Origin of the sequence: Phenylobacterium sp., from assembly GCF_016124325.1 — a bacterium.
In the GTDB taxonomy this organism is placed as follows: Bacteria; Pseudomonadota; Alphaproteobacteria; order Caulobacterales; family Caulobacteraceae; genus Phenylobacterium.
This window is the reverse complement of sequence record NZ_WGNY01000003.1, coordinates 113,353-134,776: the sequence shown is the minus strand read 5'-3', so window position 1 is coordinate 134,776 and position 21,424 is coordinate 113,353. Positions and strand designations below refer to the sequence as shown.

General features: G+C 71.6%; 22 protein-coding genes. 9 read left to right on the top strand and 13 right to left on the bottom strand.

All coding sequences use genetic code 11. The annotated features are described in order from the left end of the window. Nucleotides 1-7: 7 nt before the first annotated feature. From GC203_RS01385 to GC203_RS01375, 3 genes are all read right to left on the bottom strand, one after another. The gene (locus GC203_RS01385; protein ID WP_293450564.1) at nt 8-670 is read right to left on the bottom strand and encodes a hypothetical protein; all 663 of its coding nucleotides are present in this window, start codon (nt 668-670) and stop codon (nt 8-10) included. A gap of 67 nt (nt 671-737) precedes the next feature. Continuing rightward, on the bottom strand, nt 738-1,931 hold the full coding sequence (locus GC203_RS01380; RefSeq protein WP_293450562.1) for a PLP-dependent aminotransferase family protein: 1,194 nt from the start codon (nt 1,929-1,931) through the stop codon (nt 738-740). A 317-nt stretch (nt 1,932-2,248) separates the two neighbouring features. Then, nucleotides 2,249-3,022 (bottom strand): hypothetical protein, encoded by a 774-nt coding sequence (locus tag GC203_RS01375; protein ID WP_293450560.1) that lies wholly within the window; start codon nt 3,020-3,022, stop codon nt 2,249-2,251. 352 nt (nt 3,023-3,374) lie between these two features. Between GC203_RS01375 and GC203_RS01370 the strand changes: the two genes are divergently transcribed. Next, nucleotides 3,375-3,953 carry a hypothetical protein gene (locus GC203_RS01370; protein ID WP_293450558.1) on the top strand — a complete coding sequence of 193 codons (579 nt, stop codon included), beginning with the start codon at nt 3,375-3,377 and terminating at the stop codon, nt 3,951-3,953. 48 nt (nt 3,954-4,001) lie between these two features. On the opposite strand, the gene GC203_RS01365 is transcribed toward GC203_RS01370, so the two are convergent. Next, a complete protein-coding gene (locus GC203_RS01365; protein ID WP_293450556.1) occupies nt 4,002-5,876 on the bottom strand; it encodes an alkyl sulfatase dimerization domain-containing protein in 1,875 nt (624 codons plus the stop codon). A gap of 142 nt (nt 5,877-6,018) precedes the next feature. On the opposite strand from GC203_RS01365, the gene GC203_RS01360 reads away from it, so the two are divergent. Further along, a complete protein-coding gene (locus GC203_RS01360; protein WP_293450554.1) occupies nt 6,019-7,251 on the top strand; it encodes a flavin-dependent oxidoreductase in 1,233 nt (410 codons plus the stop codon). A gap of 4 nt (nt 7,252-7,255) precedes the next feature. On the opposite strand, the gene GC203_RS01355 is transcribed toward GC203_RS01360, so the two are convergent. Together GC203_RS01355 and GC203_RS01350 are read right to left on the bottom strand one after the other, a co-directional pair. Continuing rightward, nucleotides 7,256-8,302: a DUF2855 family protein gene (locus GC203_RS01355; protein WP_293450552.1), complete on the bottom strand. Its 1,047-nt coding sequence runs from the start codon at nt 8,300-8,302 to the stop codon at nt 7,256-7,258. A gap of 5 nt (nt 8,303-8,307) precedes the next feature. Continuing rightward, the gene (locus GC203_RS01350) at nt 8,308-9,699 is read right to left on the bottom strand and encodes a carotenoid oxygenase family protein (RefSeq protein WP_293450550.1); all 1,392 of its coding nucleotides are present in this window, start codon (nt 9,697-9,699) and stop codon (nt 8,308-8,310) included. A 97-nt stretch (nt 9,700-9,796) separates the two neighbouring features. On the opposite strand from GC203_RS01350, the gene GC203_RS01345 reads away from it, so the two are divergent. The 3 genes from GC203_RS01345 (at nt 9,797) to GC203_RS01335 (ending at nt 12,727) form a co-directional block, all read left to right on the top strand. Continuing rightward, nucleotides 9,797-10,396 carry a TetR/AcrR family transcriptional regulator gene (locus GC203_RS01345; RefSeq protein WP_293450548.1) on the top strand — a complete coding sequence of 200 codons (600 nt, stop codon included), beginning with the start codon at nt 9,797-9,799 and terminating at the stop codon, nt 10,394-10,396. 50 nt (nt 10,397-10,446) lie between these two features. Continuing rightward, nucleotides 10,447-11,598 (top strand): epoxide hydrolase family protein, encoded by a 1,152-nt coding sequence (locus tag GC203_RS01340; protein WP_293450546.1) that lies wholly within the window; start codon nt 10,447-10,449, stop codon nt 11,596-11,598. A gap of 121 nt (nt 11,599-11,719) precedes the next feature. Then, nucleotides 11,720-12,727: a beta-eliminating lyase-related protein gene (locus GC203_RS01335; RefSeq protein WP_293450544.1), complete on the top strand. Its 1,008-nt coding sequence runs from the start codon at nt 11,720-11,722 to the stop codon at nt 12,725-12,727. 30 nt (nt 12,728-12,757) lie between these two features. Here the strand turns inward: GC203_RS01335 and GC203_RS01330 are convergent, their stop codons facing one another. Next, nucleotides 12,758-13,720, bottom strand: coding sequence for an acetyl-CoA carboxylase carboxyltransferase subunit alpha (locus GC203_RS01330; RefSeq protein WP_293450542.1), 963 nt, complete (start codon nt 13,718-13,720; stop codon nt 12,758-12,760). A gap of 204 nt (nt 13,721-13,924) precedes the next feature. Between GC203_RS01330 and GC203_RS01325 the strand changes: the two genes are divergently transcribed. Continuing rightward, the gene (locus tag GC203_RS01325) at nt 13,925-14,695 is read left to right on the top strand and encodes a glycine zipper domain-containing protein (RefSeq protein ID WP_293450540.1); all 771 of its coding nucleotides are present in this window, start codon (nt 13,925-13,927) and stop codon (nt 14,693-14,695) included. A 25-nt stretch (nt 14,696-14,720) separates the two neighbouring features. Here the strand turns inward: GC203_RS01325 and GC203_RS01320 are convergent, their stop codons facing one another. The 5 genes from GC203_RS01320 to GC203_RS01300 all read right to left on the bottom strand — a co-directional run bounded on the left by GC203_RS01320 (nt 14,721) and on the right by GC203_RS01300 (nt 18,121). After that, nucleotides 14,721-14,972, bottom strand: a complete 252-nt coding sequence (locus GC203_RS01320; protein ID WP_293450538.1) for a DUF2188 domain-containing protein — start codon at nt 14,970-14,972, stop codon at nt 14,721-14,723. After that, nucleotides 14,969-15,265 carry a hypothetical protein gene (locus GC203_RS01315; protein ID WP_293450536.1) on the bottom strand — a complete coding sequence of 99 codons (297 nt, stop codon included), beginning with the start codon at nt 15,263-15,265 and terminating at the stop codon, nt 14,969-14,971. The genes GC203_RS01320 and GC203_RS01315 overlap by 4 nt, the downstream gene beginning before the upstream one ends. A gap of 73 nt (nt 15,266-15,338) precedes the next feature. After that, a complete protein-coding gene (locus GC203_RS01310) occupies nt 15,339-15,821 on the bottom strand; it encodes an Hsp20 family protein (RefSeq protein ID WP_293450534.1) in 483 nt (160 codons plus the stop codon). A 168-nt stretch (nt 15,822-15,989) separates the two neighbouring features. Next, a complete protein-coding gene (locus GC203_RS01305) occupies nt 15,990-16,919 on the bottom strand; it encodes a site-specific tyrosine recombinase XerD (RefSeq protein ID WP_293450532.1) in 930 nt (309 codons plus the stop codon). After that, nucleotides 16,916-18,121, bottom strand: a complete 1,206-nt coding sequence (locus GC203_RS01300; RefSeq protein ID WP_293450530.1) for a hypothetical protein — start codon at nt 18,119-18,121, stop codon at nt 16,916-16,918. The genes GC203_RS01305 and GC203_RS01300 overlap by 4 nt, the downstream gene beginning before the upstream one ends. Before the next feature lie 69 nt (nt 18,122-18,190). Between GC203_RS01300 and GC203_RS01295 the strand changes: the two genes are divergently transcribed. Genes GC203_RS01295 through GC203_RS01285 form a run of 3 tightly spaced genes read left to right on the top strand, consistent with a single transcriptional unit; the run spans nt 18,191 to nt 21,125 of the window. Beyond that, entirely contained in the window at nt 18,191-18,739 is a 549-nt protein-coding gene (locus GC203_RS01295) for a shikimate kinase (RefSeq protein ID WP_293450528.1), read from the top strand. Continuing rightward, nucleotides 18,736-19,845: a 3-dehydroquinate synthase gene (gene aroB, locus GC203_RS01290; protein ID WP_293450526.1), complete on the top strand. Its 1,110-nt coding sequence runs from the start codon at nt 18,736-18,738 to the stop codon at nt 19,843-19,845. Before GC203_RS01295 ends, aroB begins: the two co-directional genes overlap by 4 nt. Then, the gene (locus GC203_RS01285) at nt 19,845-21,125 is read left to right on the top strand and encodes an HlyC/CorC family transporter (RefSeq protein ID WP_293450524.1); all 1,281 of its coding nucleotides are present in this window, start codon (nt 19,845-19,847) and stop codon (nt 21,123-21,125) included. Before aroB ends, GC203_RS01285 begins: the two co-directional genes overlap by 1 nt. Here GC203_RS01285 and GC203_RS01280 read toward each other — a convergent pair. Further along, nucleotides 21,122-21,373 carry a DUF3297 family protein gene (locus tag GC203_RS01280; protein ID WP_293450522.1) on the bottom strand — a complete coding sequence of 84 codons (252 nt, stop codon included), beginning with the start codon at nt 21,371-21,373 and terminating at the stop codon, nt 21,122-21,124. The genes GC203_RS01285 and GC203_RS01280 overlap by 4 nt on opposite strands. Between the last annotated feature and the right edge of the window lie 51 nt (nt 21,374-21,424).

Here is a 21,424-nt window from a genome sequence, read left to right as displayed (position 1 = left end):
CTGCGCCCTACTCGGTCCGGATCGTCAGGCCGGAGAAATGCGCCACCGTGCCGGGGCCGATCCACAGCGCCACGGCGCCGCGGCGGTCCGCGCCGCCTTTCAGGTCGTTGACGATCAGCGCCGGCTGCGGCGCGTCGCCCAGGAACAGCCGCGCCTTGTCGCCCTTCACCACGATGCGCATCCGCACCCAGTGGCCGGGCTCCATGTCGGCGTAGCTCTCGTATCGCGACGGCGTCTCCCGGCGCAGCCGCTCCCACGGCCAGTCGGGCGCCGAGATGTACTGGACCGCGTGGTTGCGCCGCTCCTGGTCCTCGGCCCGTCCGTTGGTGGGCCGGATGTAGAAGCCCTCGCCCGTGCGGCCATCCGCCGACAGCCGGAACATCAGCCCCACGAAGCCGCGCGCCCCGGCCGAGGCGCCCTCCGCGGCGGGCGCGCCGGCCACCCAGGCCTCGATCTCCCCGTCCCCGAAGTCGGTGCCGGGAATGACCACCAGCTTGTCGGTCTGGCCGAACGGCGGGCCGAGGTCGGTCACCTTCAGGGCGTCCCGACCGTCCAGGGCGGCGGCGGCCACGGCGATATTTCCCACCGTCCGCACCCGGTCCGGCGCGAGCTGCGGCGCCGCCGCGACCAGCCCCAGGCCCAGCACTGCGGCCATCATCGTTCGAAGCATGCGCGTCCCCTCCCGCGGACCGGCAGATTGGGTCCGGGGCGGGGCGGGGGCAAGCCGTCCCGGCCGCCTATCCCACCCGCGCGTGGGCCATCCGGCTGTCGATCACCCGGGCCAGCCGCCGCACGCCCTCGTCGATGTCGTCGGGCGACGGCAGGGAGTAGCTCAGCCGGATGGTGTTGGCCGCCGCATCGGTGGCGTGGAACGGCGCGCCCGGCACGAACGCCACGCGCTCCTCGGCCAGCGCCGCCTCCAGCAGCCGCGCGCCGTCCATGCCCTGGGGCAGCTCCAGCCACACGAACATCCCGCCCTGCGGCGTGGTCCAGCGCACGCCCAGCGGCATGTGCCGCGACAGCGCCGTCTGCATGGCCTCGGAATGCTCGCGATACCGGGCGCGCAGCATGCCCAGCCGCTGCTCGTGACCTTCGGAGACCACCTTCCAGGCCGCCATCTGGTTGATCGTCGAGGCGTGCAGGTCGGCACCCTGCTTCAGCAGGGTGAGCTTCTCGATCACCGCCCGCGGCGCGCACACCCAGCCCAGCCGCAGGGCCGGCGAGACCGTCTTGGAGAAGGTGCCGCAGAAGATCGTCCGCCCCGCCTCGATCCCGCCCGACCGCGCAGCGTCCAAGCCGATGATCGAGGGCTCGTCCTCGCCGGCGAAGCGCAGGTCGCGGTAGGCGCCGTCCTCGATGATCGCGAAGCCGTGCGCCTCGGCCAGGTCCAGCAGCGTTTCGCGCTCGGCGCGCGTCATGGTGCGCCCGGTCGGATTGGCGAAGTCGGGCACCACATAGGCGAAGCGCGCGCCCTCGGCGTCGCGGCCCGACAGGTCCAGCGCCGCGTAGGCCGGCTCATAGGCGTTGAACGCGCCCAGCGCGCCCATGTAGGTGGGCCGCTCCACCAGCACCTTGTCGCCGGGGCTGAGGAACAGCTTGCCCAGCAGGTCCAGCGCCTGCTGCGAGCCGGCGGTGATCAGGATGTTGGCCGGCTCGCACGGCGCGCCGGCGCGGGCCATCCGCTCGGCGATCCACACGCGCAGCGGCTCGATCCCCTCGGTCACCGAATACTGCAGCGCCTGCTCGCCGCTGGTCGCCAGGGCCTCAGCGTAGGCCGCCGCCATCTCCTCCACCGGGAACAGCGACGGGTCGGGGATGCCGCCGGCGAACGACAGGATGTCGGGCTGGTCCAGCAGCTTGAGCAGCTCGCGGATCTCGGAGGCGCGCACGCGGCCCATCCGGTCGCTGAAGCGGTCTTCCCAGGCGGTCATAGCGGAGGTCTCCATCTGGCGCGGACGGAGCACACTGGCCGATCCATCCGCAAGGCTTGCGGGGGGATCGACGTCACGAGCGGATCTAGCCGCGCGCAGCCTCGCATCGCCCCGCGGGGGGAGCGGCGAATACTTTCGGCGATGCCAGCGTCGGGCGGCTCATGACGCCTCTGCCCTAGCCGACCGCAGGGCCGTTGTCACGGTCCAGTATGCGCGAGGTGGCCCGCACCCCAGCGTCATCCCGGGCGAAGCGCAGCGAAGACCCGGGACCCAGCCGCTCAAACGCCGACGCTGCGAATGGGCGACGCTTCACGCGATCAGCAGGGAACCGCGGACTGTCCCAGCGCGTAGAGCACGGAGTCCACGACGCGCGTCGTGACCCTAGCTCTGAACAGGGCGATATCGGCAAGGAGACCGAATATCAGCAGCAGCCAGACTCCATAAGTCCAACCTACATAGTCCGCGTACAGCAGCGTGAAGAACCAGTTCTGACCAAACAGATACAGGCCGCTGGCCACTACCGCCGCAGCGGCGAGGAGCAAGCCGGGGACGAAGAGCTGGCGCAGCCGATCCGGCTTCAGGAGCGAGAGCGCCACCAGCAGCAGGAACGCCAGAAGGTTGGCGCTCGCGAAGATCCGCAGGTCGCGCAGCAGGCCGGCTGTGATCTCGCCATACTTGCCTTCGATGATCCGGCGCAGCTGCGGTTCGGCGCGTTCCAGCGCCGAAATTCGAAGTCCGACCGCAGCGTCTAAGCCCTGCCGCAGCCGTTCCCGACACGCGCAGTCGAGATCCTGCATGCGGGCCACCACGTCCGCGATCCGCCCGCTCGCATCCGCGGCCAATCGCGCCTGCAGCGCAGCGATCTCCTCGCTATGCCGCTCCGCCAGGGCCTCGGCGAAGCGGCCAGCCCGGGGTTGCCGCGCTTCAGCCCGAATGGCCCGAAGTTCGCTTCCGATTTGCCGCTCGATCTGGCTCTGGATGAAGCCGCGCGCCGCACGCTCGACATGGATCGGCGACGCAAAGGTCAGCGCCAGGACCGCGCCATAGAGGATGACGCCGGCCAAGCCGATCAGGAGCAGTGTCAGCTTCATGCCGCCTCTCTAGCAGCGCTGGCGAAGGCTAGGTTGCATGGGAAGCCGCCGCAATGGTTGCGACCGCGCGCCGGAACCACTGCTAGGTCGGAACGCGACAACTGCATTCGACCCATGCGGCCGGATATTTCAACGTCATCCCGGGCGCAGCGCAGCGAAGACCCGGGACCCAGCCGCTCAAACGCCGACGCTGCGAGAGAGATGCGGCTTCGACGCAGCGTGGCTGGGTCCCGGCTCGGCGCCTTGCTCGCGCAAGGCTTGGCCGGGAGGACACGGGGCTTGAGACCGCCTTCGACCCGTTGCGGACCTGTCGTAGCGCACTACGGTCGGACCTCATCAATACGCCAGCAGGATGATCATGCGCCGCTACCCGCCGTTTGAAATCGATGCTGCGCCCGCCACCTTCGAAGCGTTGCGAAGTCGCCTATCTGGCTTGGCCATAGGTGACAGATTTGGCCCCCATTGGCTGCGGGACGCCGATGGAAACTCCTATCCGATCTACGTCCAGCAGCGTGACCTCGAGTTCAAGTTCGAGGTCTTTTCGCTGGCGGTCCCGACATTGTCGGCCCTCGCCGCGCAGGCGCCTCAGCCGCCCCGTCGCTTCGACCCGTGGCCGTTCGCACAATGGACAGTTGGCGTCCTGAGGCGGACCGAGTTCATCATCGAGGACGCCGACGTTCAGGACGCGTTCGGCGCAGCGCCAAACGTCCAATCGGCGGCGCCTCCAGGTCAGGAGCCAGACGCGGCAAGCGCGGCTTGTGAGGTTGCTGTCGGCCTCATCTTCACCGCCAACGACGGGGCGCAGTTGCTAATCGGCGTTGATTGGATGCCGTTCAATACGGTTGTCACGCAGGACGCCACGCAGATTGAGGCCTTTCGTCAGTGTTGCGAAACCATCGGCCTCACAGAGTACCTTGGACGGATCGGGTAGCGGGGCATCGACGGCCACGGCGGACCGGGCAGTTCTCGTGGCCTAGCCCTACCGCGTCACGATCGGGAAGCCCGGCGTCGGCGGGGTCATCCAGCTCAGCAGCCGCGCCAGCGCGCCCGCGTCGCCCTCGCCCTTCACCTTCGAGGCGTCGCCGCCCGCCAGCGCCACCAGCAGGAACTGCGCCCGGGGCATGGTGAAAGTCCCGTCCGCCGTTCCCTTCGGATCGGCCTCCCAGGTCAGCACGTCGTGCTTCACGGTCACGCGGTAGCGCTCGCTGCGGTCGGGGAAGACGAGGTCGACACTCACCTGCCCGTCCTTGGCCTTCGCCGGATCCAGCCGCACCGACAGCAGGTCGAGCAGCTCGGACGTCGAGGTGCTGCGGATCAGGTCCAGCGAGGCGGTCTGCACGCGCGGCGGCGCCACGCCCTGGCGCAGCTCCTGGGCGCCGGTGAGGTACATGTTGCGGCCGATGGCGCTCTCGGCGCCGGCGGCCTGCCGGTCGTAGACCTTGGCCAGCAGCTCGCGCGCGGCGGTGTCCTTGGCGTCGGCGTAGACCAGCTTGTTCGCCAGTTCGCCCGCCCAGCGGTCGTCGCCCTTGTCGTAGGCCGCCTGGGCCGCCGCCAGCACCTTGGCCGGGCCGCCCGCCAGCGCCACGTAGCGCGCCGCCTCGTCGGCCGGCTCCAGCGGGGCCAGGTGGACGGGGTTGGCGTCATACCAGCCCATGTAGCGCTGATAGACCGCCCGCGAATTGAAGCTCAGCGTCCCGTAGTAGCCGCGGTTGTACCACTCGTCGTCCAGCACCTCGGGCAGGCGCAGCCGGTTGGCGATCTCGGCCGGCTGCAGCCCCTCGTTCATCAGTCGCACCGTCTGGTCGTGGAGGTACTTGTAGGCGTCGCGGTGCTTCTCGAGGAAGTCGCCGATGGCCGCCCGGCCGAAGCGCGGCCAGGCGTGGCTGGTCATCATCACGTCGGTCTTGTCGGCGTAGAGGCGGATCGACTCGGTCAGGTCGTCGGCCCAGGCCTTGGCGTCGCGCACCAGCGCCCCGCGGGGCGTCAGGATGTTGTGCATCGTGGCGTTGGCGTTCTCGGCCATGTCCAGCAACTTCAGGTCCGGCAGGTAGATGTTCATCTCCGCCGGCGCCTCGGTGTCGGGCGTGTACTGGAACTGCAGCCGCACCCCGTCGACCGTCATCTCCTGGCCGGTGTGGTCGATCTCGACCGTGGGCGGGATCAGCGTCTGGGTCCCGGTGGAGACCGCCATGCCGATCCCGGAATTCAGCGGCCCCTCGGGGCCGGCCGGCATGCCGATGCCGAACTGATAGGCCGCGCGGCGGCTCATGGCCGGGCCGGCGATGATGTTCTCGCTGATCGCGTGCTCCAGGAAGCCCTTCGGCGCGATCACCGCCACCTTGCCGGCGTCGACGTCGGCCTGGGCCACCATGCCCTTGGCGCCGCCGAAGTGGTCGATATGGCTGTGGGTGTAGATCAGCGCCACGACGGGCCGCGCGCCCAGCTTGGCGTTGGCCAGGTCGAGCGCGGCCTTGGCGGTCTCGGCCGAGGTCAGCGGGTCGATGACGATCCAGCCGGTCTTGCCGGCGATGAAGGTGGCGTTGGCGAGGTCGAAGCCGCGCACCTGCCACACCCCGTCGGTCACCTTGAAGAGGCCGTTCTTGGCCAGCAGCTGCGACTGGCGCCACAGGCTGGGGTTCACCGTCTTGGGCGCGGGCGCCTCCAGGAATCCCCAGGCCGACAGGTCCCACACCACCCGGCCGTCGGCGGCGCGGATCTTGGGGTCGTCGCGCGTGGCCACGAAGCCGCGGCTGGCGAAGTCGAAGTCCTGGCGGTCGGCGAAGTCCGGCCCCGCGGCCCGCGCCGGCGCGGCGATGGCGAACGCCGCCGCGGCGGCCCAGAGCAGTTTCCTCATGACGCGTCCTCCCCGGCCCAGCCATGCGCTGGATCAGGCGGATTGACTAGGTGGTGTGGGACTCGGGAATTGTCACCCAGCACACATTTGGCCGCCGCGAGGAGCCCTTGACTTGGCCCGGCCGCGCGGCTCGCATCGGGCCATGCGCGCGATCGTCGTCGGAGCGGGAATCGGGGGCCTCACCGCGGCGCTCAGCCTCCATGCCGTAGGCGTGGAGGTCGAGGTTTTCGAGGCCGTGCGCGACCTGCGGCCCCTGGGCGTCGGCATCAACCTCCTGCCCCATGCGGTGCGCGAGCTGACCGAGCTGGGCCTGGCCGATCGCCTCGCCCGCGTGGGCGTGGCCACCGAGGCCCTGGTCTACGCCAACCGCCACGGCCAGGAGATCTGGCGCGAGCCGCGCGGCCTCGCCGCCGGCTACCGCTGGCCGCAGTATTCGATCCACCGCGGAACCCTGCAGATGCTGCTGCTCGACGCCGTGCGCGAACGTCTCGGGCCCGGAGCGGTGCGGCTGGGCGCCGAGGCCGTCGCCGCCGAGGGCGACACGGCGATCTTCCGCTCGGGCGAGACGGCCCGCGCCGACCTCGTCGTCGCCGCCGACGGCGTCCATTCCGCCATCCGCGCCCAGCACTATCCCGACGAGGGCCCGCCGATCTGGAACCGGCGCGTGCTCTGGCGCGGCGTCACCGAGGCCGACGCCTATCTCGGCGGGGCGACCATGGTCATGGCCGGCCACGCCCAGCAGAAGTTCGTCTGCTATCCGATCGACCCGGCCGCGCCGCCGGGCCGCTCCCTCGTGAACTGGATCGCCGAACTGCGCTTCCCGGACGGGACCGATTGGCGGCGCGAGGACTGGAACCGGCCCGGCCGCCTCGCCGACTTCGCGCCCCGCTTCGCCGACTGGGACTTCGGCTGGCTGCACGTACCCCAGGTGATCGCCGCGGCGGATCGCGTCTTCGAATACCCGATGGTCGATCGCGACCCGGTCGAGCGCTGGACCTTCGGGCGCGTCACCCTGCTGGGCGACGCCGCCCACGCCATGTATCCGATCGGCTCGAACGGCGCCTCGCAGGCGATCCTCGACGCCCGCACCCTGGCGTTCCACGCAGCGACCCAGCCCGACATTGACGCCGCGCTCGCCGCCTACGAGGCCGAGCGCCGACCGGCCACCAGCCGCCTCGTCCTGGCCAATCGCGGCGAGGGGCCCGAGCGGGTGATGCAGATGGCCGAGGACCGCGCCCCCGGCGGCTTCGCCGACGTGGCCGAGGTCATCCCCCGCACCGAGCTGGAGGCCGTGGCCGACGGCTACAAGAAGGTGGCCGGCTTCGACCGCGAGTCGCTGAACGCCCGCCCGTCGCTGACGCCCGGCGCCGCCTGAGCCCTCAGGCTGGGCGGACGATGTGGCCTTCGTCGGGGCTGACCCGGCCGGCGACCACCTCGCCATAGAGCGCCTGCAACGCCCCGGCGCCCGCGTGATGCTTCAGCTTCAGCCAGGGATTGGCCGCCACGAACGCGCGCAGGGCCTCCGCGAAGCGGGCCTCCAGCGCGCCCGGCCCCCAGTCCTTCATCCGCTGGCGGATGCGGTCCGGCGCGAAGAAGAACGCCGGCTGCGGACCGGTCTTTGGCGGTTCGCCGCCCCGCGCGTCCCAGTGCGTGACGCCCACGACGATGCTCTGCGTCAGCACGTCGCCCAAGGCTTCGTGGACATCGCGCGTCACCGAAGACCGGCCGGCGAAATCCACATAGACGGCCGGCCCGGCCGCCTTCAGCCCGGCGATGTGGTCATAGTCGACGACCTCGTCGTAGAGGCCGAAGCCCTTCAGGCCGTCCACGTGTCCGGGCGAGGTCAGGCCGATCACCCGCACGCCACGTCTGCGCGCCAGCCACGCCAGGCCCATCGCCGTCTTGCTCGACGCGCTGGAGAGCACCAGCGTCGCCGGCGCCGCCTCGGCGATCTGGTCGTCCAGCAGGAAGCTGGTCATGAGCAGCGGCCGCAGCAGCGAGCGCCAGTCGTCGTCGGCCGCCGGCTCGGCGACCTGGTAGGCGTTGTAGGTGGGCGGCAGCTCGGCGCGGTGGGCCGAGACCTCGACGTAGCCCGACGGCCGCTTCTCGAACCGCGCCACCGTGTGGCTCGACATCGGCCAGTAGCCGAACAGCCGCAGCCCCTCCGGCGCGTCGGCCGCCTTCGATCGGACCACGCGGGCGAAGCCCCACACGGGGATGCGGCCCATCCCCTCCGGCGCGGGAAAGAACTTCCAGTAGCCGATCTGCTCGCCGACCGCGCCGTAGGTGACGTTGTTGGCGGTGAGCGCGAAGCTCTCGATTTCCAGCAGGGCCTCCCCGTCGGCCAGCGGCGCCTCGGGGTCCATGGGCGCGAGTTGCGTCCGCCGAAGGTCGGTCCGGTCGACGAGGAGGTCCCAGCCGGTCATGGCGATCAGAACGCCGCCCAGTTGCCGTGGAAGCCGAACGGCACCCGGCGCGGGACCTCGGCCGTGGCGATCGGGCCCTTGGCGATGTCCAGCGCATCGAACACCAGCAGGTCCGAACGGTCCTCGGCGCCGCGATAGACCACCGCGGTCAGCCAGCCGTCGCCTTCCTCCGTCCCGCCCTCGCGCGGCGCGAACACCGGCTCCGACGTCCCGTCGCCGCCGGGCAGTTCGTAGACCGTCCGCTTGCCCGACTTGAAGTCCATGTGGGCGATGGCGTTCATCCGCACCGTGGCGGCGCTGGTGGTGTCGGCCGCGTACCAGCCGTGCCGGTGCTTGCGCGTCTCGGCGCGCGGGTCGACGCGCGGGAATTCGCCGTCCAGGTCGTCCAGCGGCTCTTCCTTGATGGCGTCCGAGGCGCCGGCCAGGTCGAAGGTCCAGCGCACCAGCCGCGCGGCGGCCTTGTCGCCCCGCGAGCCGTCCGCCTTGGGGAACAGCGGGGCGACGTCGTAGCGCATCACGTCGCAGTAGATCTTGTCGCCTTCCTCCCACGCGTTCAGCGGGTGGAAGACGTAGCAGGCCTCGGTGTTGAACCAGCGGATGGTCGAGACGTCGGCGTCCCGGCGCATGACCCCCACGTACGAACCCTTTTCCGGCTCCCACGCGAACGCCGGCTTGCCGCTCATCGCCCGCTCGATGCTGCCGGTCAGGGGCAGGATCGGGAACAGGGCGTGGTTCTCGGTGACCATGAAGTCGTGGACCATCGACGAATACGGCGCCTGGAAGTCCTGGCGACGCACCACCTCGCCGGTCGCGTCGGTGACGCCGTAGCTCATGCCCGCCGACAGCGGCATGTCGCCGACGCCATAGGCGAACCAGACCATCTCGCCGGTCTTGGGGTCGAGCTTCGGGTGCGCCGTCACCCGGCCGCCGTAGGGCCGCACGTAGCCGCGCGATTCCAGCGTCTTCGGGTCCAGCTCGAAGGGATGGTGGCCCTCCTCCAGCGCCAAGAGGCGCCCGGCGTGCCAGACGATGTTGGTGTTGGCCACGCCGCCTTCGTTGCCCACGGCCAGCGGGTCGGTGGTCATCGGGTTGCCGAAGCTCCCGAACAGCGCGCGGCCGTGCTCGTGCTCCAGCTCCCACTTCGGCGTGCGGACGTAGCGGTTGCGGTAGTGGACCTTGCCGCCGTCCAGATAGAAGCCGTGGATCATGCCGTCGCCGGCGAACCAGTGATGGTTCGGGTCGCGCGGCTCGAACTGCGGGTTCGGGCCATTGCGGTAGAGCGCGCCGCGCAGGGCGGCGGGGACCTCTCCCTTCACCTTCAGCTCGAAGTCGTCCTCCGAGCGGACCGGCGCGAAGTTGCCCACGAGATACGGATTGATGCGTGCGTCGCCATCCATCGCCGATCCTCCCTTGTCATCCGGCTGCCTTACGTTGTAAATTTATTGAGTAAGCGTTAGCCCTTGGCAAGCAATTTCTTCTAGCCTCCCGAATCAGATGCCTCGCGTCCTCACCGACACCGACGTCGCCGACTTCCGCGAGCGCTTGTGCGCCGCCGCGGAGCGGCTGTTCGCCGAGCGCGGCCCCGACGCGGTCACCATGCGCCAGCTGGCCTCGGCCCTGGGCGTCTCGCCCATGACGCCCTACCGCTACTTCGAGGACAAGGAAGACATCCTGGCCGCGGTGCGCGCCAACGCCTTCAACCGCTTCGCCGACGCCCTGGAGGCCGCCCGCGACGCCCAGGCCGACGCGCGGGGCAAGGGTCACGCGGTGGGCGAGGCCTATGTCGCCTTCGCTCTGGAGCATCCCCACGCCTACAAGCTGATGTTCGACCTGCACCAGCCGAACCAGGAGCAGTATCCCGAGCTCGCCGCCGCCGGCCAGCGCGCCCACGGCACCATGACGGGCTATGTCGAGGACGCCGTCGCCGCCGGCCTGATGAAGGGCGATCCCGAGCAGATCGGCATGATGTTCTGGGCCGCCGTCCACGGCGCGGTGGTGCTGGAGCTGGCCGGGATGATCCCGCCCGGCGCCGCGCGCACGTTGCAGCAGGCGCTCAACGCCACCCTGGCCAAGGGTCTGCGCGCAGGCGCTTGACGGCCCCCGCGGCAGTCGGGCGAGGTTCCCGCCAAACGGGAGGCGCGCCGATGACCAAACCCAAACCCTTCGAGGTCCGCTGGAGCGAGGCAGAGGTCGAGGCCGTGCTCGACCGGGTGCGCGCCTATCCGTGGCCGCCCATGCCCGAAGTCCCGGACGGCTGGGCCTATGGCTGCGACGGCGCCTGGCTGAAGGGGCTCTGCGAGCACTGGACCGGCGCCTACGACTGGCGCGCGGCGGTGGACGACCTCAACCGCTTCCCGCAGTTCACCGCCCGCGTCGAGGATTTCGACCTGCACTTCCTGCACGTGGTCGGCGAGGCGGGCGGCAAGCGGCCCCTGCTGGTCACCCACGGCTGGCCGGGCTCGCACTACGAGTTCTGGCGCGCCATCGAGCCGCTGGCCTTCCCCTCGCGCTTCGGCGGCGATCCGGCCGACGCCTTCGACCTCGTGATCCCGTCCCTGCCCGGCTTCGGCTTCTCCTCGAAGCCCACGCGGCCGATCGGCCAGCGCAGCACCGCGCGCCTGTTCAATCAGCTCATGACCGAAACCCTGGGCTACAAGACCTACCTCGCCCAGGGCGGCGACTGGGGCGCCATGGTCACCTCGTGGCTCGGCCGCGACTTCCCGGTCCACGCACGGGCCATCCACCTCAACATGCTGGGCTTCCGCGCGCCGGACGGCCCGCAGGGCGAGGCCGAGCTGGCCTGGGCCGCGCGCCAGGCTGGGGCCATGGAGATGATGGGCGCCTACTTCCGCCTGCAGGTCTCCAAGCCGCAGTCCATCGCCTGGATGGGTGCGGGCAATCCCGTGGGCCAGGCGGCCTGGATCGCCGAGCGCTTCCACGACTGGTCCGACCTGAGCGCGAAGTCGATGGACGAGGCCTATCCGAAGGACCGCCTGCTCACCAACATCATGCTCTACGTGATGACCGGCAGCTTCACGACGGGCGCCTGGTACTACCGCGGCCTCATCGAGGAAGGCGGCCTGGCCTTCGAGAAGGGCGAGCGGGTCGAGACGCCGACCAGCTTCGCCAACTTCCCGGGCGAGCCGCTCTACTCCGCCCCGCCGCGCAGCTTCGCCGAGCGCGCCTACAACATCGTCCGCTGGACCGAGATGCCCCGCGGCGGCCACTTCGCCGCCATGGAGGAGCCCGAGCTGTACGTCGAGGAGGTCCGCGCCTGGGGCCGCGAGGCCGGGTAGGGACCACGAAAGACACGAAAGGACGCCCCAGGCCTCCGCGCCAGCGGAGGCGCTGTCTTTCGTGTCCTTTCGTGTGTTTCGTGGTTCCCAACGCCGCGCCGACGCGCCAAGACACCTCGCCATGGCCCGCTTCGATTTCGCCTCCGACAACGCCGCCCCCGCCACGCCGGAGGCCATGGCCGCGCTCGTCGCCGCCAACACCGAGTTCACCCCCGGCTACGGTTCGGACAAGGTCAGCCGCCGGGCCGCCGACCTCGTGCGCGCCCTGCTCGACGCCGACGCCGAGGTGCGGTTCGTGCCGTCGGGCACGGCGGCCAACTCCGTGGCCCTGGCGGCGCTGTGCCAGCCCTACGAGTCGGTGCTGGCCCACGAGCACGCCCACATCTGCACTGACGAGACCGGCGCGCCGGGCTTCTTCGGCCACGGCCTGGGGCTCACCGGCCTGCCCGGCGCCTCGGGCAAGATCGACCCGGCCGCGCTCGCCGCGCCCCTCGCCGCCCCCGACCTCTCCCACCGCCAGCCGGTGGCGGCCCTCTCGGTCACCAACGCCACCGAATACGGCGCCGTCTACGCCGCCGACGAGCTCGGCGCCCTCACCGCCCCGGTGAAGGCCAAGGGCTATGGCGTCCACCTCGACGGCGCGCGCCTGTTCAACGCCGCCGCCGCCGGCTTCGACCTCAAGGCGATCAAGGGGCTGGGCGTCGACATCCTCGTGGTCGGCGGCGCCAAGGTGGGCATGCCACCTACCGAAGCGGTGGTGGTCTTCGACCGCGCGCTCGCCCGCCGGTTCGACGCGCGGCTGAAGCAGGGCGGCCAGCTCCCGTCCAAGGGCCGCTTCTACGCCGCGCCCTTCATCGGCATGCTGGAGGACGGCGCCGCGATGCGCCACGCCGCCCACGCCAACGCCATGGCGAGGAAGCTGGCCGGCCTCATGCCCTTCCCGATCCGCCATCCGGTCGACGCCAACGGCGTGTTCGTGGAAATGGACGAGCCGCGGCTCAAGGCGCTCCACGCCCAGGGCTGGTTCGTCTACCGCTTCCTCGACGGCTCGGTGCGCTTCATGTGCTCGTGGGCCACCACCGAGGCGGCCGTCGAGGAGATCGGCGAGGCCCTGAAGGCCGTGGCCTGATCGCCTGCCGCTACGCGGGGGAGGTGCGGGTCAGGACAGCCCGCTGCGGCCGATGGCGTAGAAGCGCTCGGCGCGGGCGGCCTTGAGCGCGGCGGCCGAATGGCCCTCCAGCGCCTTCAGCTCCCGTTCCACCGCATCGCCCACGGTCGTCATGGCCGCTTCCGGATCGGCATGCGCGCCGCCCGTCGGCTCCGGGATGATGCCGTCGACGATCTTCAGCTTCAGCAGGTCCTGGGCGGTGATCTTCTGCGCCTTGGCCGCGAACTCGGCCGTGCGCGAGCCGCGCCACAGGATGGCGTTGGCGCTCTCCGGCGGGATCACCGAATAGATGGCGTGCTCCAGGATCAGCACGCGGTTGCCGCAGGCGATGCCCAGCGCCCCGCCCGAGCCGCCTTCGCCGGTGACCACGGCCACCATCGGCACCTCCAGCATCAGCGCCTTTTCGGTGGAGCGGGCGATCGCCTCGGCCACGCCGCGCTCCTCCGACTCCTTGCCCGGATAGGCCGCCGGGGTGTCCACGAAGCTGATGACCGGCAGGTTGAACCGCTCGGCCAGCTCGAACAGGCGCACCGCCTTGCGGTAGCCCTCGGGGCGCGCATAGCCGAAGTTGTGCTTCACGCGGGTGGCGGTGTCGCGGCCCTTCTCGTGGCCCATCACCACCACGGGCATGCCGCGGAACCGGCCGATGCCGCCCATGATCGCCTGGTCGTCGGCGAACTTGCGGTCGCCGCGCAGCTCCTGGAACTCGTCGATCAGGGCGCCGACGTAGTCGACGAAGTGCGGCCGGTCGGGATGGCGCGACACCTGGGTCTTCTGCCACGCGTCCAGGTTCGCGTACGCCTCGCGCCGCAGGGTCTGCGCGCGGTCGCGGAGTGTTTCGATCTCGCTGTCCAGCACGCCGGAACCGGCGGTCCCCGACAGCTTCGAGAGCTCTTCGATCTTGGCTTCGAGATCGGCGATGGGGCGCTCGAACTCGAGGTAGTGCGGGGCCATCCGATGGTCCGTCTGCTGCGCCGCCGCCCCCCGGCGCGGCCGAAACTGAAGGCGCGGAAACTAGGCGCGAACGGTCCGGGTCACAAGCGCGCAGCCCCGATCCCGCTTCCGCACGGATGCAACCGCACCCGCGGCTGCGCCGTTTTCACGGCTCACCTGCGCCGCGGCGCCACCACGCCCGGCGCGAGACAGAGGAGCCGCGAGATGAAGAACACCCTCACGATCTCGGCGGTCTCGGCCCTGGCCCTGGCCAGCGCGCTGCCGGCCGCCGCCCAGCAATATCGACCCACGCCGGAGTACCGCCACGACCTGGCGCAGTACGAAGCGGCCCGCGACCGCTATGACGCGCGCCGCGACGCCTACGACGCCCGCCGCGCCGACTACAACGCCAACCGCGCGGACTACGAGGCCGCACGCCGCGCCTACGACGTGCGCCTGCGCGCCTGGGATCAGGCCCGCGTCCGCTACGACCGCCGCTACGGCGCGGGCGCCTATGCCCGCTACTATCCCAAGCCCGTCTGGGACGAGCGCCGCTGGGGCGGCTACGACCTGCGCTACGCCGACCGCTACGGCCACGACGCCTCGGCCATGGAGGCCTGCAACAGCAACAACTCGGCCGTCGCGGGCGGGGTGATCGGCGCCCTCGCCGGCGCGATCGTGGGCTCCAACGTGGCCGGCCACGGCGCCAAGACCGAGGGCTCGGTGCTGGGCGGCGTGGTGGGCGCTGGCCTCGGCGCGGCCATCGGCCACCAGCGCGACAAGTACAAGTGCGACCGCAGCGGGCCCTATTTCACCTACGACGAGACCGTCCCGTACCGCGAGGGGCGCACGCGTTACGCCAGCAACCACGACCGGCGCTGGTACCACCGCCACGGCTGCCGCATGGCCGCCTCGCCGGTCGACCCCTACGGGCGCGAAATCCGCTACGTCCGGGTCTGCCCCGACGACGAGGGCCGCTTCCGGATCACCGGCTAGGGCCGGCCAGGGCGAGCGCCGGGCGTCAGGCGGCCTCGCGCCAGCGCGGGGCCGCCGGCTTCGGCGCCCTGGGCGGAAACAGGAACCGGCCCGCGACCGACCCGTCGCGCAGTCGGATCACCAGCTTCGAGGGCTCGCCCTTCGCCGCCAGCCGCTCGGCGAGGCGGCGGGCGGCGGCCTCCGCCGCGGCGCCCGAGCGGAACATCATCTCGTTGGCGACGCCCGCGACGGTGACGGCCCAGCCGGAGGCGACCGGCCGAACGGTCAGGGTCGTCATGCCGCGCCTCCCCCGACCGCGCGCCGGTCGAGTTGCGCGAGCGCCTCGCGCACCTCCGCGACCGCTACGGGCTCCGGCGTGCCGAGAAGCCACCGCATGTGCGGCTGATCCTGCACCGCCGAGGCGTCGGAGAGCCACGACGCCAGCACCGCCCGCCGATCCTCGGTCGTAAGATCCGGATCCTTCAGGACATCGCTGGGTCGCAGGAAACCGACGCCGGGACGCAGCCAGCGCTCCCGGGCCGCGCGAAGGCCGATGGTGTTGATCTGTTGCTCTGTCGTGGCCAGCAACATGGCGGTCCTCTCCGAAGTTCGTCCTTTGCTTGCTGAAGGGGGGCGAGGCCCGGGCCGGGCCTCGCCGGACAGGTCACGCGGCCTTGGAAGCCTTTCGCTTGCCCTCGATGAGCCGCTTCAACGGCGTGACGCGCGGCGTGTTGATCTCGATCCGCCGCGGCTTGAGCGCCGCCGGCAGCTCGCGGACCAGATCGATGGTCAGCAGCCCGTCGGCGAACCGGGCGCCGGTGACCACCACGTGGTCGGCCAGTTCGAAGCGCTGCTCGAACGGACGCAGCGCCAGGCCCTGGTGCAGGACAGCGCCCTCCGGCTGCGGCCGGGCCCGCTCGCCGCGCACGACGAGCAGGTTCGGATGCGCCATCACCTCCAGTTCGTCGGCGCGGAATCCCGCCACCGACATGGTGATGCGATACCCGTCCTCGGCGGTCTTCTCGACGTCGTATGGGGGATATTCCCGCGCCCCGACCCCCTGAAGGGCGCTGTCGATCAGGCTGGCCATATGGTCGGCGCCGATCAGCGATCGGTAGAGCGGGGAGAAGTCGTAGTCGGCTCGCATGTGTCCACCTCCTCGAAAGAGCAAGTTGAACCGGGAGCGTCGGGAAGCCCGAGCCCCCTGACCTGGACCTGCAAGGCGTCCAGCGCGAGTTGAATTAGAGTCCGGAACAGCCCGTTCAAGAGCGTCGGCGAAGAAATTTTTCGGCGTCCGGCGACCTCCCGCCGCCGCCTACCGCTTCTTGGCTAGCGGGTGCTTGGTGGCCACCACCTGGGCCAGGCGGTCCGAGGCCACGTGGGTGTAGATCTGGGTGGTGGCGATGTCGGCGTGGCCCAGCAGCTTCTGCACCACGCGCAGGTCGGCGCCGCCCTCCAGCAGGTGGGTCGCGAAGGCGTGGCGCAGCACGTGCGGGCTCACCCGGGCCGGGTCGATCCCGGCGTCGGCGGCGGCCTCGTCCAGCACCTGGGCGAAGCGCCGGGGGGTCAGGCGCCCCTCCTTGCCGCGCGAGGGGAACAGCCACGGATTGGCCTTCTGGCCCTTCGGCAGGAACTTCGGCCGCGCCTCCAGATAGGCCTTCACCGCCGCGCGGGCGGCGTCGTTCAGCGGCGCCAGCCGCTCCTTGCCGCCCTTGCCCTTGACGATCAGATAGGCCGGGTCGCGCGCCAGCGCCGACAGCGGCAGGGCGGTGAGCTCGCTGATCCGCAGGCCCGAGGCATAGGCCAGCTCGACCATGCAGCCGAACCGCAGGCCCTGCGCCCCGTCCCGCGCGCCGGCCGCCGCGATCAGCCGGTCCATCTCCTCGCGCGACAGGATCTTGGGCAGCGGCCGGCCCTTCTTCGGGGCCTCCACCCGGCGCGAGGGGTCGTCGGCCCGCCAGCCCTCGCCCAGCACGAAGCGGTAGAACTGCCGCACCGCCGCACGCCGCCGCGCCGCCGTCGCCGGCGCCAGCCCCCGCGCGCCCAGGTCGGCGAAATAGGCCTCCACATCCTCGGCCGCCGCATCCGACAGGTCGCGGCCCCGGCCGGCCAGGAAGCCGCGCGCGTCGTCCAGGTCGCGCGTATAGGCCGTCAGGGTGTTGCGCGCCGCCGCCCGCTCGACGGCCATCATCTCCAGGAAGGCCTCGGCCCACTCGCCGCCGCGCCCGCCTGCCCCGTCGGTCATTTCAGGCCCGCCAGCCCCTCGAGCGCGAAGGTCCGCGCGTCGGCCATCAGCCCCGCCGCGGCCAGCGCGTGGACGATGCGCACACGGTCGCCCAGCGCCGGCCCGCCCTCACCCGCCTCGGCGCAGGTCCACAGCGCCAGCAGCGCCGCCTCCCCGGCCCGCTTGCCGGCGGCCGCCTCCACCAGCGCCAGGTTGCGGCCGGCCGGGGCCTTGCCCTCGGGCGTGGCGAAGCCGGCGATCCGCGCGCGGTCCTCCGGCGGCAGGTCGGCCGAGAGCGCCGCCACCAGCAGCGCCGCCGCTTGCAGCCGTGCGCGGGCCTTGGTGTCGGCATCCCCCGCCGCGGCCACCAGCGCCGAGACCCCGGTGGGCGGCGGCATGCCCAGCCGCAGCAGGCTCGCCAGCCCGCCGATGTCGGGGTCGATGGCCGAGACGTCATAGTCCGGCTCGGGCGGCTCCGCCCCGGAAAGCGCCGCGGCCACCGCCGGCGCGGGCTTGGCCGCGGCGATGTCGAGGCCCAGGTCGCGCGAAAGCGCCAGGTCCAGGCCGTTGCGCAGCGAGGCCGCGCCGGTCCCGGCCACGCCGGCCAGCTTGGCGCCCATCAGCCGCCCGTAGGTCGCATCGCGCGCCTGCGACTGGGCGAGATCGAAGGTGAGCTGCGCCTGCCCCGCCTGGCCGGCGAGATCCTGGCAGTAGGCCCGCAGCCGCAGCCAATAGGCCTCGCCACGCCCCTCCGACAGACTGTCGGCCACCGAACAGGCCCGCGCCGTGTCGCCGGTCAGCAGCGCCGCCTCGGCCGCCGCCCGCGACAGGTCGGAGCTGCGATCCAGCGCGGCGGTGCGGTCGAGGATCTTGGCGGCCGCGATCACGTCGCCCAGCCCGATAAGGGCGCTCGCCCGCGCCCCGGCGAGCCCTTCGTCCCCCTCCGAGCCCGTGGGCCCCTTCGCGCCCGTGGCCAGCACCCGCCGGGCCAGCGCCGCGGCGGCCGGAGACAGCGGCTTCTCGGCCAGCAGCGGCAGGACCTTGCGCGCGGTCTCGATGGGCGTTCCGCGCCACAGGTCGTCGGGCAGGCCGGTCATCCGGCCGGGCGTGGAGAACGCGTCGGGCGCCGAGAGCTGGGTGACCTCCACCTGCGCCCGGGCGGGCGCCCCGGTGATGGCCACGGCGGCGGCGAGCAGGGCTGTGTTCAGGACCGTGCGAAGCATCCGCATATCTTAGCGCAGCGTCGCGCGTTGGCGCGAGGCCGGGGGCTCGTGCTAAAGCCATTTGCATTCATGGACCGCTACGACCCGCTCCGACGCCGCACCATCGTGCTTGTGGGCCTCATGGGCGTCGGCAAGTCGAGCGTAGGACGCCGGCTGGCCAACGCCCTGGGGCTGCCCTTCCGCGACGCCGACACCGAGGTGGAGGCCGCCGCCGGCCGCACCATTCCCGAGATTTTCGCCGAACTGGGCGAGCCCGCCTTCCGCGACGGCGAGCGGCGGGTGATTTCGCGCCTGCTGGAGGGCCCGCCGCACGTGATGGCCACCGGGGGCGGCGCCTTCCAGAGCCCGGAGACCCGCGCGCTCATCAAGCAGAAGGCGGTGTCGGTGTGGCTGAAGACCGACCTGCACGTGCTGGCCCGCCGCGTCGGGCGCAAGGACAACCGCCCGCTGCTGGCCGGCAAGGATCCGATGGAGGTCCTGCGCGCCCAGGCCGCGGCGCGCTATCCCGCCTACGCCGAGGCCGACGTGACGGTCGAGACCGGCGACACCGCCCACCAGGTGGCGGTGGGCCAGATCATCCGCGCCCTGCAGGCGCATCTGGGCGAGCCCGCCGAATGAACCGCACCGTGCCGGTGGGCCTCGGCGAAAGGGCTTACGATGTCGTAGTCGGCGAAGGGCTGCTCGACGCCGCCGGCCGCCTGATCGCGCCTTTCCAGTCGCGCGGCCGCACCGCCGTGGTCAGCGACGAGACCGTCTGGGCCCTGCACGGCGCGCGGCTCACCGCCGCCCTGGCCGAGGCCGGGATCGAGGCGCTGCCCGTCGTGGTGGCGCCGGGCGAACAGACCAAGAGCTTCGAGGGCCTGGCCGACGTCTCCGACCGCCTGCTGGCGCTGGAACTGGACCGCGGCGACCTCGTCACCGCCTTCGGCGGCGGCGTGGTGGGCGACCTCGCGGGCTTCGCCGCCGCCGTCTACAAGCGCGGCATCGACTTCGTGCAGATTCCCACCACCCTGCTGGCCCAGGTGGACTCCTCGGTGGGCGGCAAGACCGCGATCGACACGCCCCGCGGCAAGAACCTCGTCGGCGCCTTCCACCAGCCGCGGCTGGTGCTGGCCGACCTGTCGGCGCTGGCCACCCTGCCCGTCCGCGAGATGCGCGCCGGCTACGCCGAGGTGATCAAGTACGGCCTCCTGGGCGACCTCGCCTTCTTCGAATGGCTGGAGGCCAATGTCGCCGGCGTCCTGGCCCGCGAGCCCGAGGCCCTGGCCCGCGCCGTCGCCCGCTCGGTGGAGATGAAGGCCGAGATCGTCGCCGAGGACGAGCGCGAACGGGGCCGCCGCGCGCTCCTCAACCTCGGCCACACCTTCGCCCACGCGCTGGAGGCCGAGACCGGCTACGGCGAGGCCCTGCTGCACGGCGAGGCCGTGGCCTGCGGCATGGCGCTGGCCTTCCGCTTCTCGGCCGCCCAGGGGCTCGCCAGCGGCCAGGACGCCGAGCGCGCCACCCGCGCCATCGCCGCCGCCGGCCTGCCGGTGCGCCTCGACGAGGTCCCCGGCCATCCCTTCGACGCCGGCCGGCTGCTCGCGCACATGGCCCAGGACAAGAAGGCCGAGGGCGGGCGGCTCACCTTCATCCTGGCCCGCGCCCTGGGCGAGGCCTTCGTCGCGCGCGACGTCGACCCGGCCGCCGTGCGCGACTTCCTGCTCCGCGAAGGCGCCCGCTAGTGGCCGCCCTGCTGGCCCTCGCCCCGATCGTCTGCGGCCTGCTGCTGCTGTCGGCGCTGTTCTCGGCCGCCGAGACCGCGCTGACCGGGGCCAGCCGCGCGCGCATGCACCAGCTGGAGCGCGAGGGCGATCACGCCGCGCGGCGCGTCAACAAGCTGCTCTCCGACCAGGAGACGATGATCGGCGCGGTCCTGCTGGGCAACAACCTGATCAACATCCTGGCCTCGGCTCTCACCACCCAGGTGCTGACCCGCTCGATCCCCGGCGCCTGGGGCGTGGCGAGCGCCACCGCGCTCATGACCGTGCTGGTCCTGGTGTTCGCCGAGGTGCTGCCCAAGACGCTGGCCATCCTGCGGTCCGACGACGTGGCGCGGTTCCTCTCGGCGCCCACCCTGCTGGTGGTGCGCGTCTTCGGCCCGGTCATCTTCACGATCCAGTGGATCGTGCGCCGCACCCTGCGGATCTTCGGCGTCCGGCTCGGCATGGAGACCGACGTCCTGGCCGCCCACGAGGAGATCCGCGGCGCGGTCGAGTACCACCACTCCGAGGGCCTGGTGGAGACCCGCGACCGCTACATGCTGGGCGGTGTCCTCGACCTGGGCGAGATGGACGTCTCCGAGGTGATGGTCCACCGCCGCTCGATCCATACGGTCGACGGCGACCTGCCGCCCCGCGAGTTCCTGACCGCGGTGCTGGAGAGCCAGCATTCGCGCATCCCGATCTACCGCGACGAGGCCGAGAACGTCGTCGGCGTCCTGCACGTGAAGGACCTGCTGGCCGCGCTCGCCGAGGCCGACTGCCGGATCGACACGCTCGACATCCCCGCCATCCTGCGCGAGCCGTGGTTCGTCCCCGAGACCACCAGCCTCAAGGACCAGCTCGCCGCGTTCCTCAAGGCCCAGAACCACTTCGCCCTGGTGGTCGACGAGTACGGCGCGCTGCAGGGCCTCGTCACCCTGGAGGACATCCTCGAGGAGATCGTGGGCGAGATCGAGGACGAGCACGACGTCGCCGTCCGCGGCGTGAAGCCCCAGCCCGACGGCTCCGTCCTGGTGGACGGTTCGGTCACCATCCGCGAGCTGAACCGGGCGCTCAACTGGGACCTGCCCGACGAGGAGGCGGTGACCGTCGCGGGCCTGCTGATCCACGAGGCCCAGGCGATCCCGGAGGTCGGGCAGACCTACACCTTCCTGAACCACCGCTTCCGCGTCGAGGCCCGCAAGGGCGCGCGCCTCACCCAGCTGCGCATCGAGCCTCTGCCGAAGGCGGAGGAGGACTAGCCTTCCCGGAAGTAGGGCTCCACCGGGCCGCTCAGCTTCATGGTCAGGGGATTGCCGTGGCGGTCCTTGCTGGCGCCGACCGACAGCCGCACCCAGCCTTCGCTGACGCAGTATTCCTCGACGTTGGTCTTGTCCTGGCCCTTGAAGCGCACGCCCACGTTCCGCGCCAGGACGTCGGCGTCGTAGTAGGGGCTGTTCGGGTCGACGCTGAGCCGGTCGGGCAGGGTGTCGGAAGTCTTCTCGCTCATGGCCCGCCACTCGCACGGCCGCCGCCGACGCGCAAGTTGCCAAGCGCCGCG

What these genes read in the sequence shown, in the direction of transcription:
- GC203_RS01280 (WP_293450522.1), bottom strand. Translation starts at nt 21,373, where the DNA reads ATGAGCGAGAAGACTTCCGACACCCTGCCCGACCGGCTCAGCGTCGAC.
- GC203_RS01305 (WP_293450532.1), bottom strand. Translation starts at nt 16,919, where the DNA reads ATGACCGACGGGGCAGGCGGGCGCGGCGGCGAGTGGGCCGAGGCCTTC.
- GC203_RS01360 (WP_293450554.1), top strand. Translation starts at nt 6,019, where the DNA reads ATGCGCGCGATCGTCGTCGGAGCGGGAATCGGGGGCCTCACCGCGGCG.
- GC203_RS01345 (WP_293450548.1), top strand. Translation starts at nt 9,797, where the DNA reads ATGCCTCGCGTCCTCACCGACACCGACGTCGCCGACTTCCGCGAGCGC.
- GC203_RS01350 (WP_293450550.1), bottom strand. Translation starts at nt 9,699, where the DNA reads ATGGATGGCGACGCACGCATCAATCCGTATCTCGTGGGCAACTTCGCG.
- GC203_RS01370 (WP_293450558.1), top strand. Translation starts at nt 3,375, where the DNA reads ATGATCATGCGCCGCTACCCGCCGTTTGAAATCGATGCTGCGCCCGCC.
- GC203_RS01310 (WP_293450534.1), bottom strand. Translation starts at nt 15,821, where the DNA reads ATGCGAGCCGACTACGACTTCTCCCCGCTCTACCGATCGCTGATCGGC.
- GC203_RS01295 (WP_293450528.1), top strand. Translation starts at nt 18,191, where the DNA reads ATGGACCGCTACGACCCGCTCCGACGCCGCACCATCGTGCTTGTGGGC.
- GC203_RS01385 (WP_293450564.1), bottom strand. Translation starts at nt 670, where the DNA reads ATGCTTCGAACGATGATGGCCGCAGTGCTGGGCCTGGGGCTGGTCGCG.
- GC203_RS01315 (WP_293450536.1), bottom strand. Translation starts at nt 15,265, where the DNA reads ATGTTGCTGGCCACGACAGAGCAACAGATCAACACCATCGGCCTTCGC.
- GC203_RS01325 (WP_293450540.1), top strand. Translation starts at nt 13,925, where the DNA reads ATGAAGAACACCCTCACGATCTCGGCGGTCTCGGCCCTGGCCCTGGCC.
- GC203_RS01340 (WP_293450546.1), top strand. Translation starts at nt 10,447, where the DNA reads ATGACCAAACCCAAACCCTTCGAGGTCCGCTGGAGCGAGGCAGAGGTC.
- GC203_RS01375 (WP_293450560.1), bottom strand. Translation starts at nt 3,022, where the DNA reads ATGAAGCTGACACTGCTCCTGATCGGCTTGGCCGGCGTCATCCTCTAT.
- GC203_RS01365 (WP_293450556.1), bottom strand. Translation starts at nt 5,876, where the DNA reads ATGAGGAAACTGCTCTGGGCCGCCGCGGCGGCGTTCGCCATCGCCGCG.
- GC203_RS01320 (WP_293450538.1), bottom strand. Translation starts at nt 14,972, where the DNA reads ATGACGACCCTGACCGTTCGGCCGGTCGCCTCCGGCTGGGCCGTCACC.
- GC203_RS01355 (WP_293450552.1), bottom strand. Translation starts at nt 8,302, where the DNA reads ATGACCGGCTGGGACCTCCTCGTCGACCGGACCGACCTTCGGCGGACG.
- GC203_RS01330 (WP_293450542.1), bottom strand. Translation starts at nt 13,720, where the DNA reads ATGGCCCCGCACTACCTCGAGTTCGAGCGCCCCATCGCCGATCTCGAA.
- GC203_RS01300 (WP_293450530.1), bottom strand. Translation starts at nt 18,121, where the DNA reads ATGCTTCGCACGGTCCTGAACACAGCCCTGCTCGCCGCCGCCGTGGCC.
- GC203_RS01335 (WP_293450544.1), top strand. Translation starts at nt 11,720, where the DNA reads ATGGCCCGCTTCGATTTCGCCTCCGACAACGCCGCCCCCGCCACGCCG.
- GC203_RS01380 (WP_293450562.1), bottom strand. Translation starts at nt 1,931, where the DNA reads ATGACCGCCTGGGAAGACCGCTTCAGCGACCGGATGGGCCGCGTGCGC.
- aroB (WP_293450526.1), top strand. Translation starts at nt 18,736, where the DNA reads ATGAACCGCACCGTGCCGGTGGGCCTCGGCGAAAGGGCTTACGATGTC.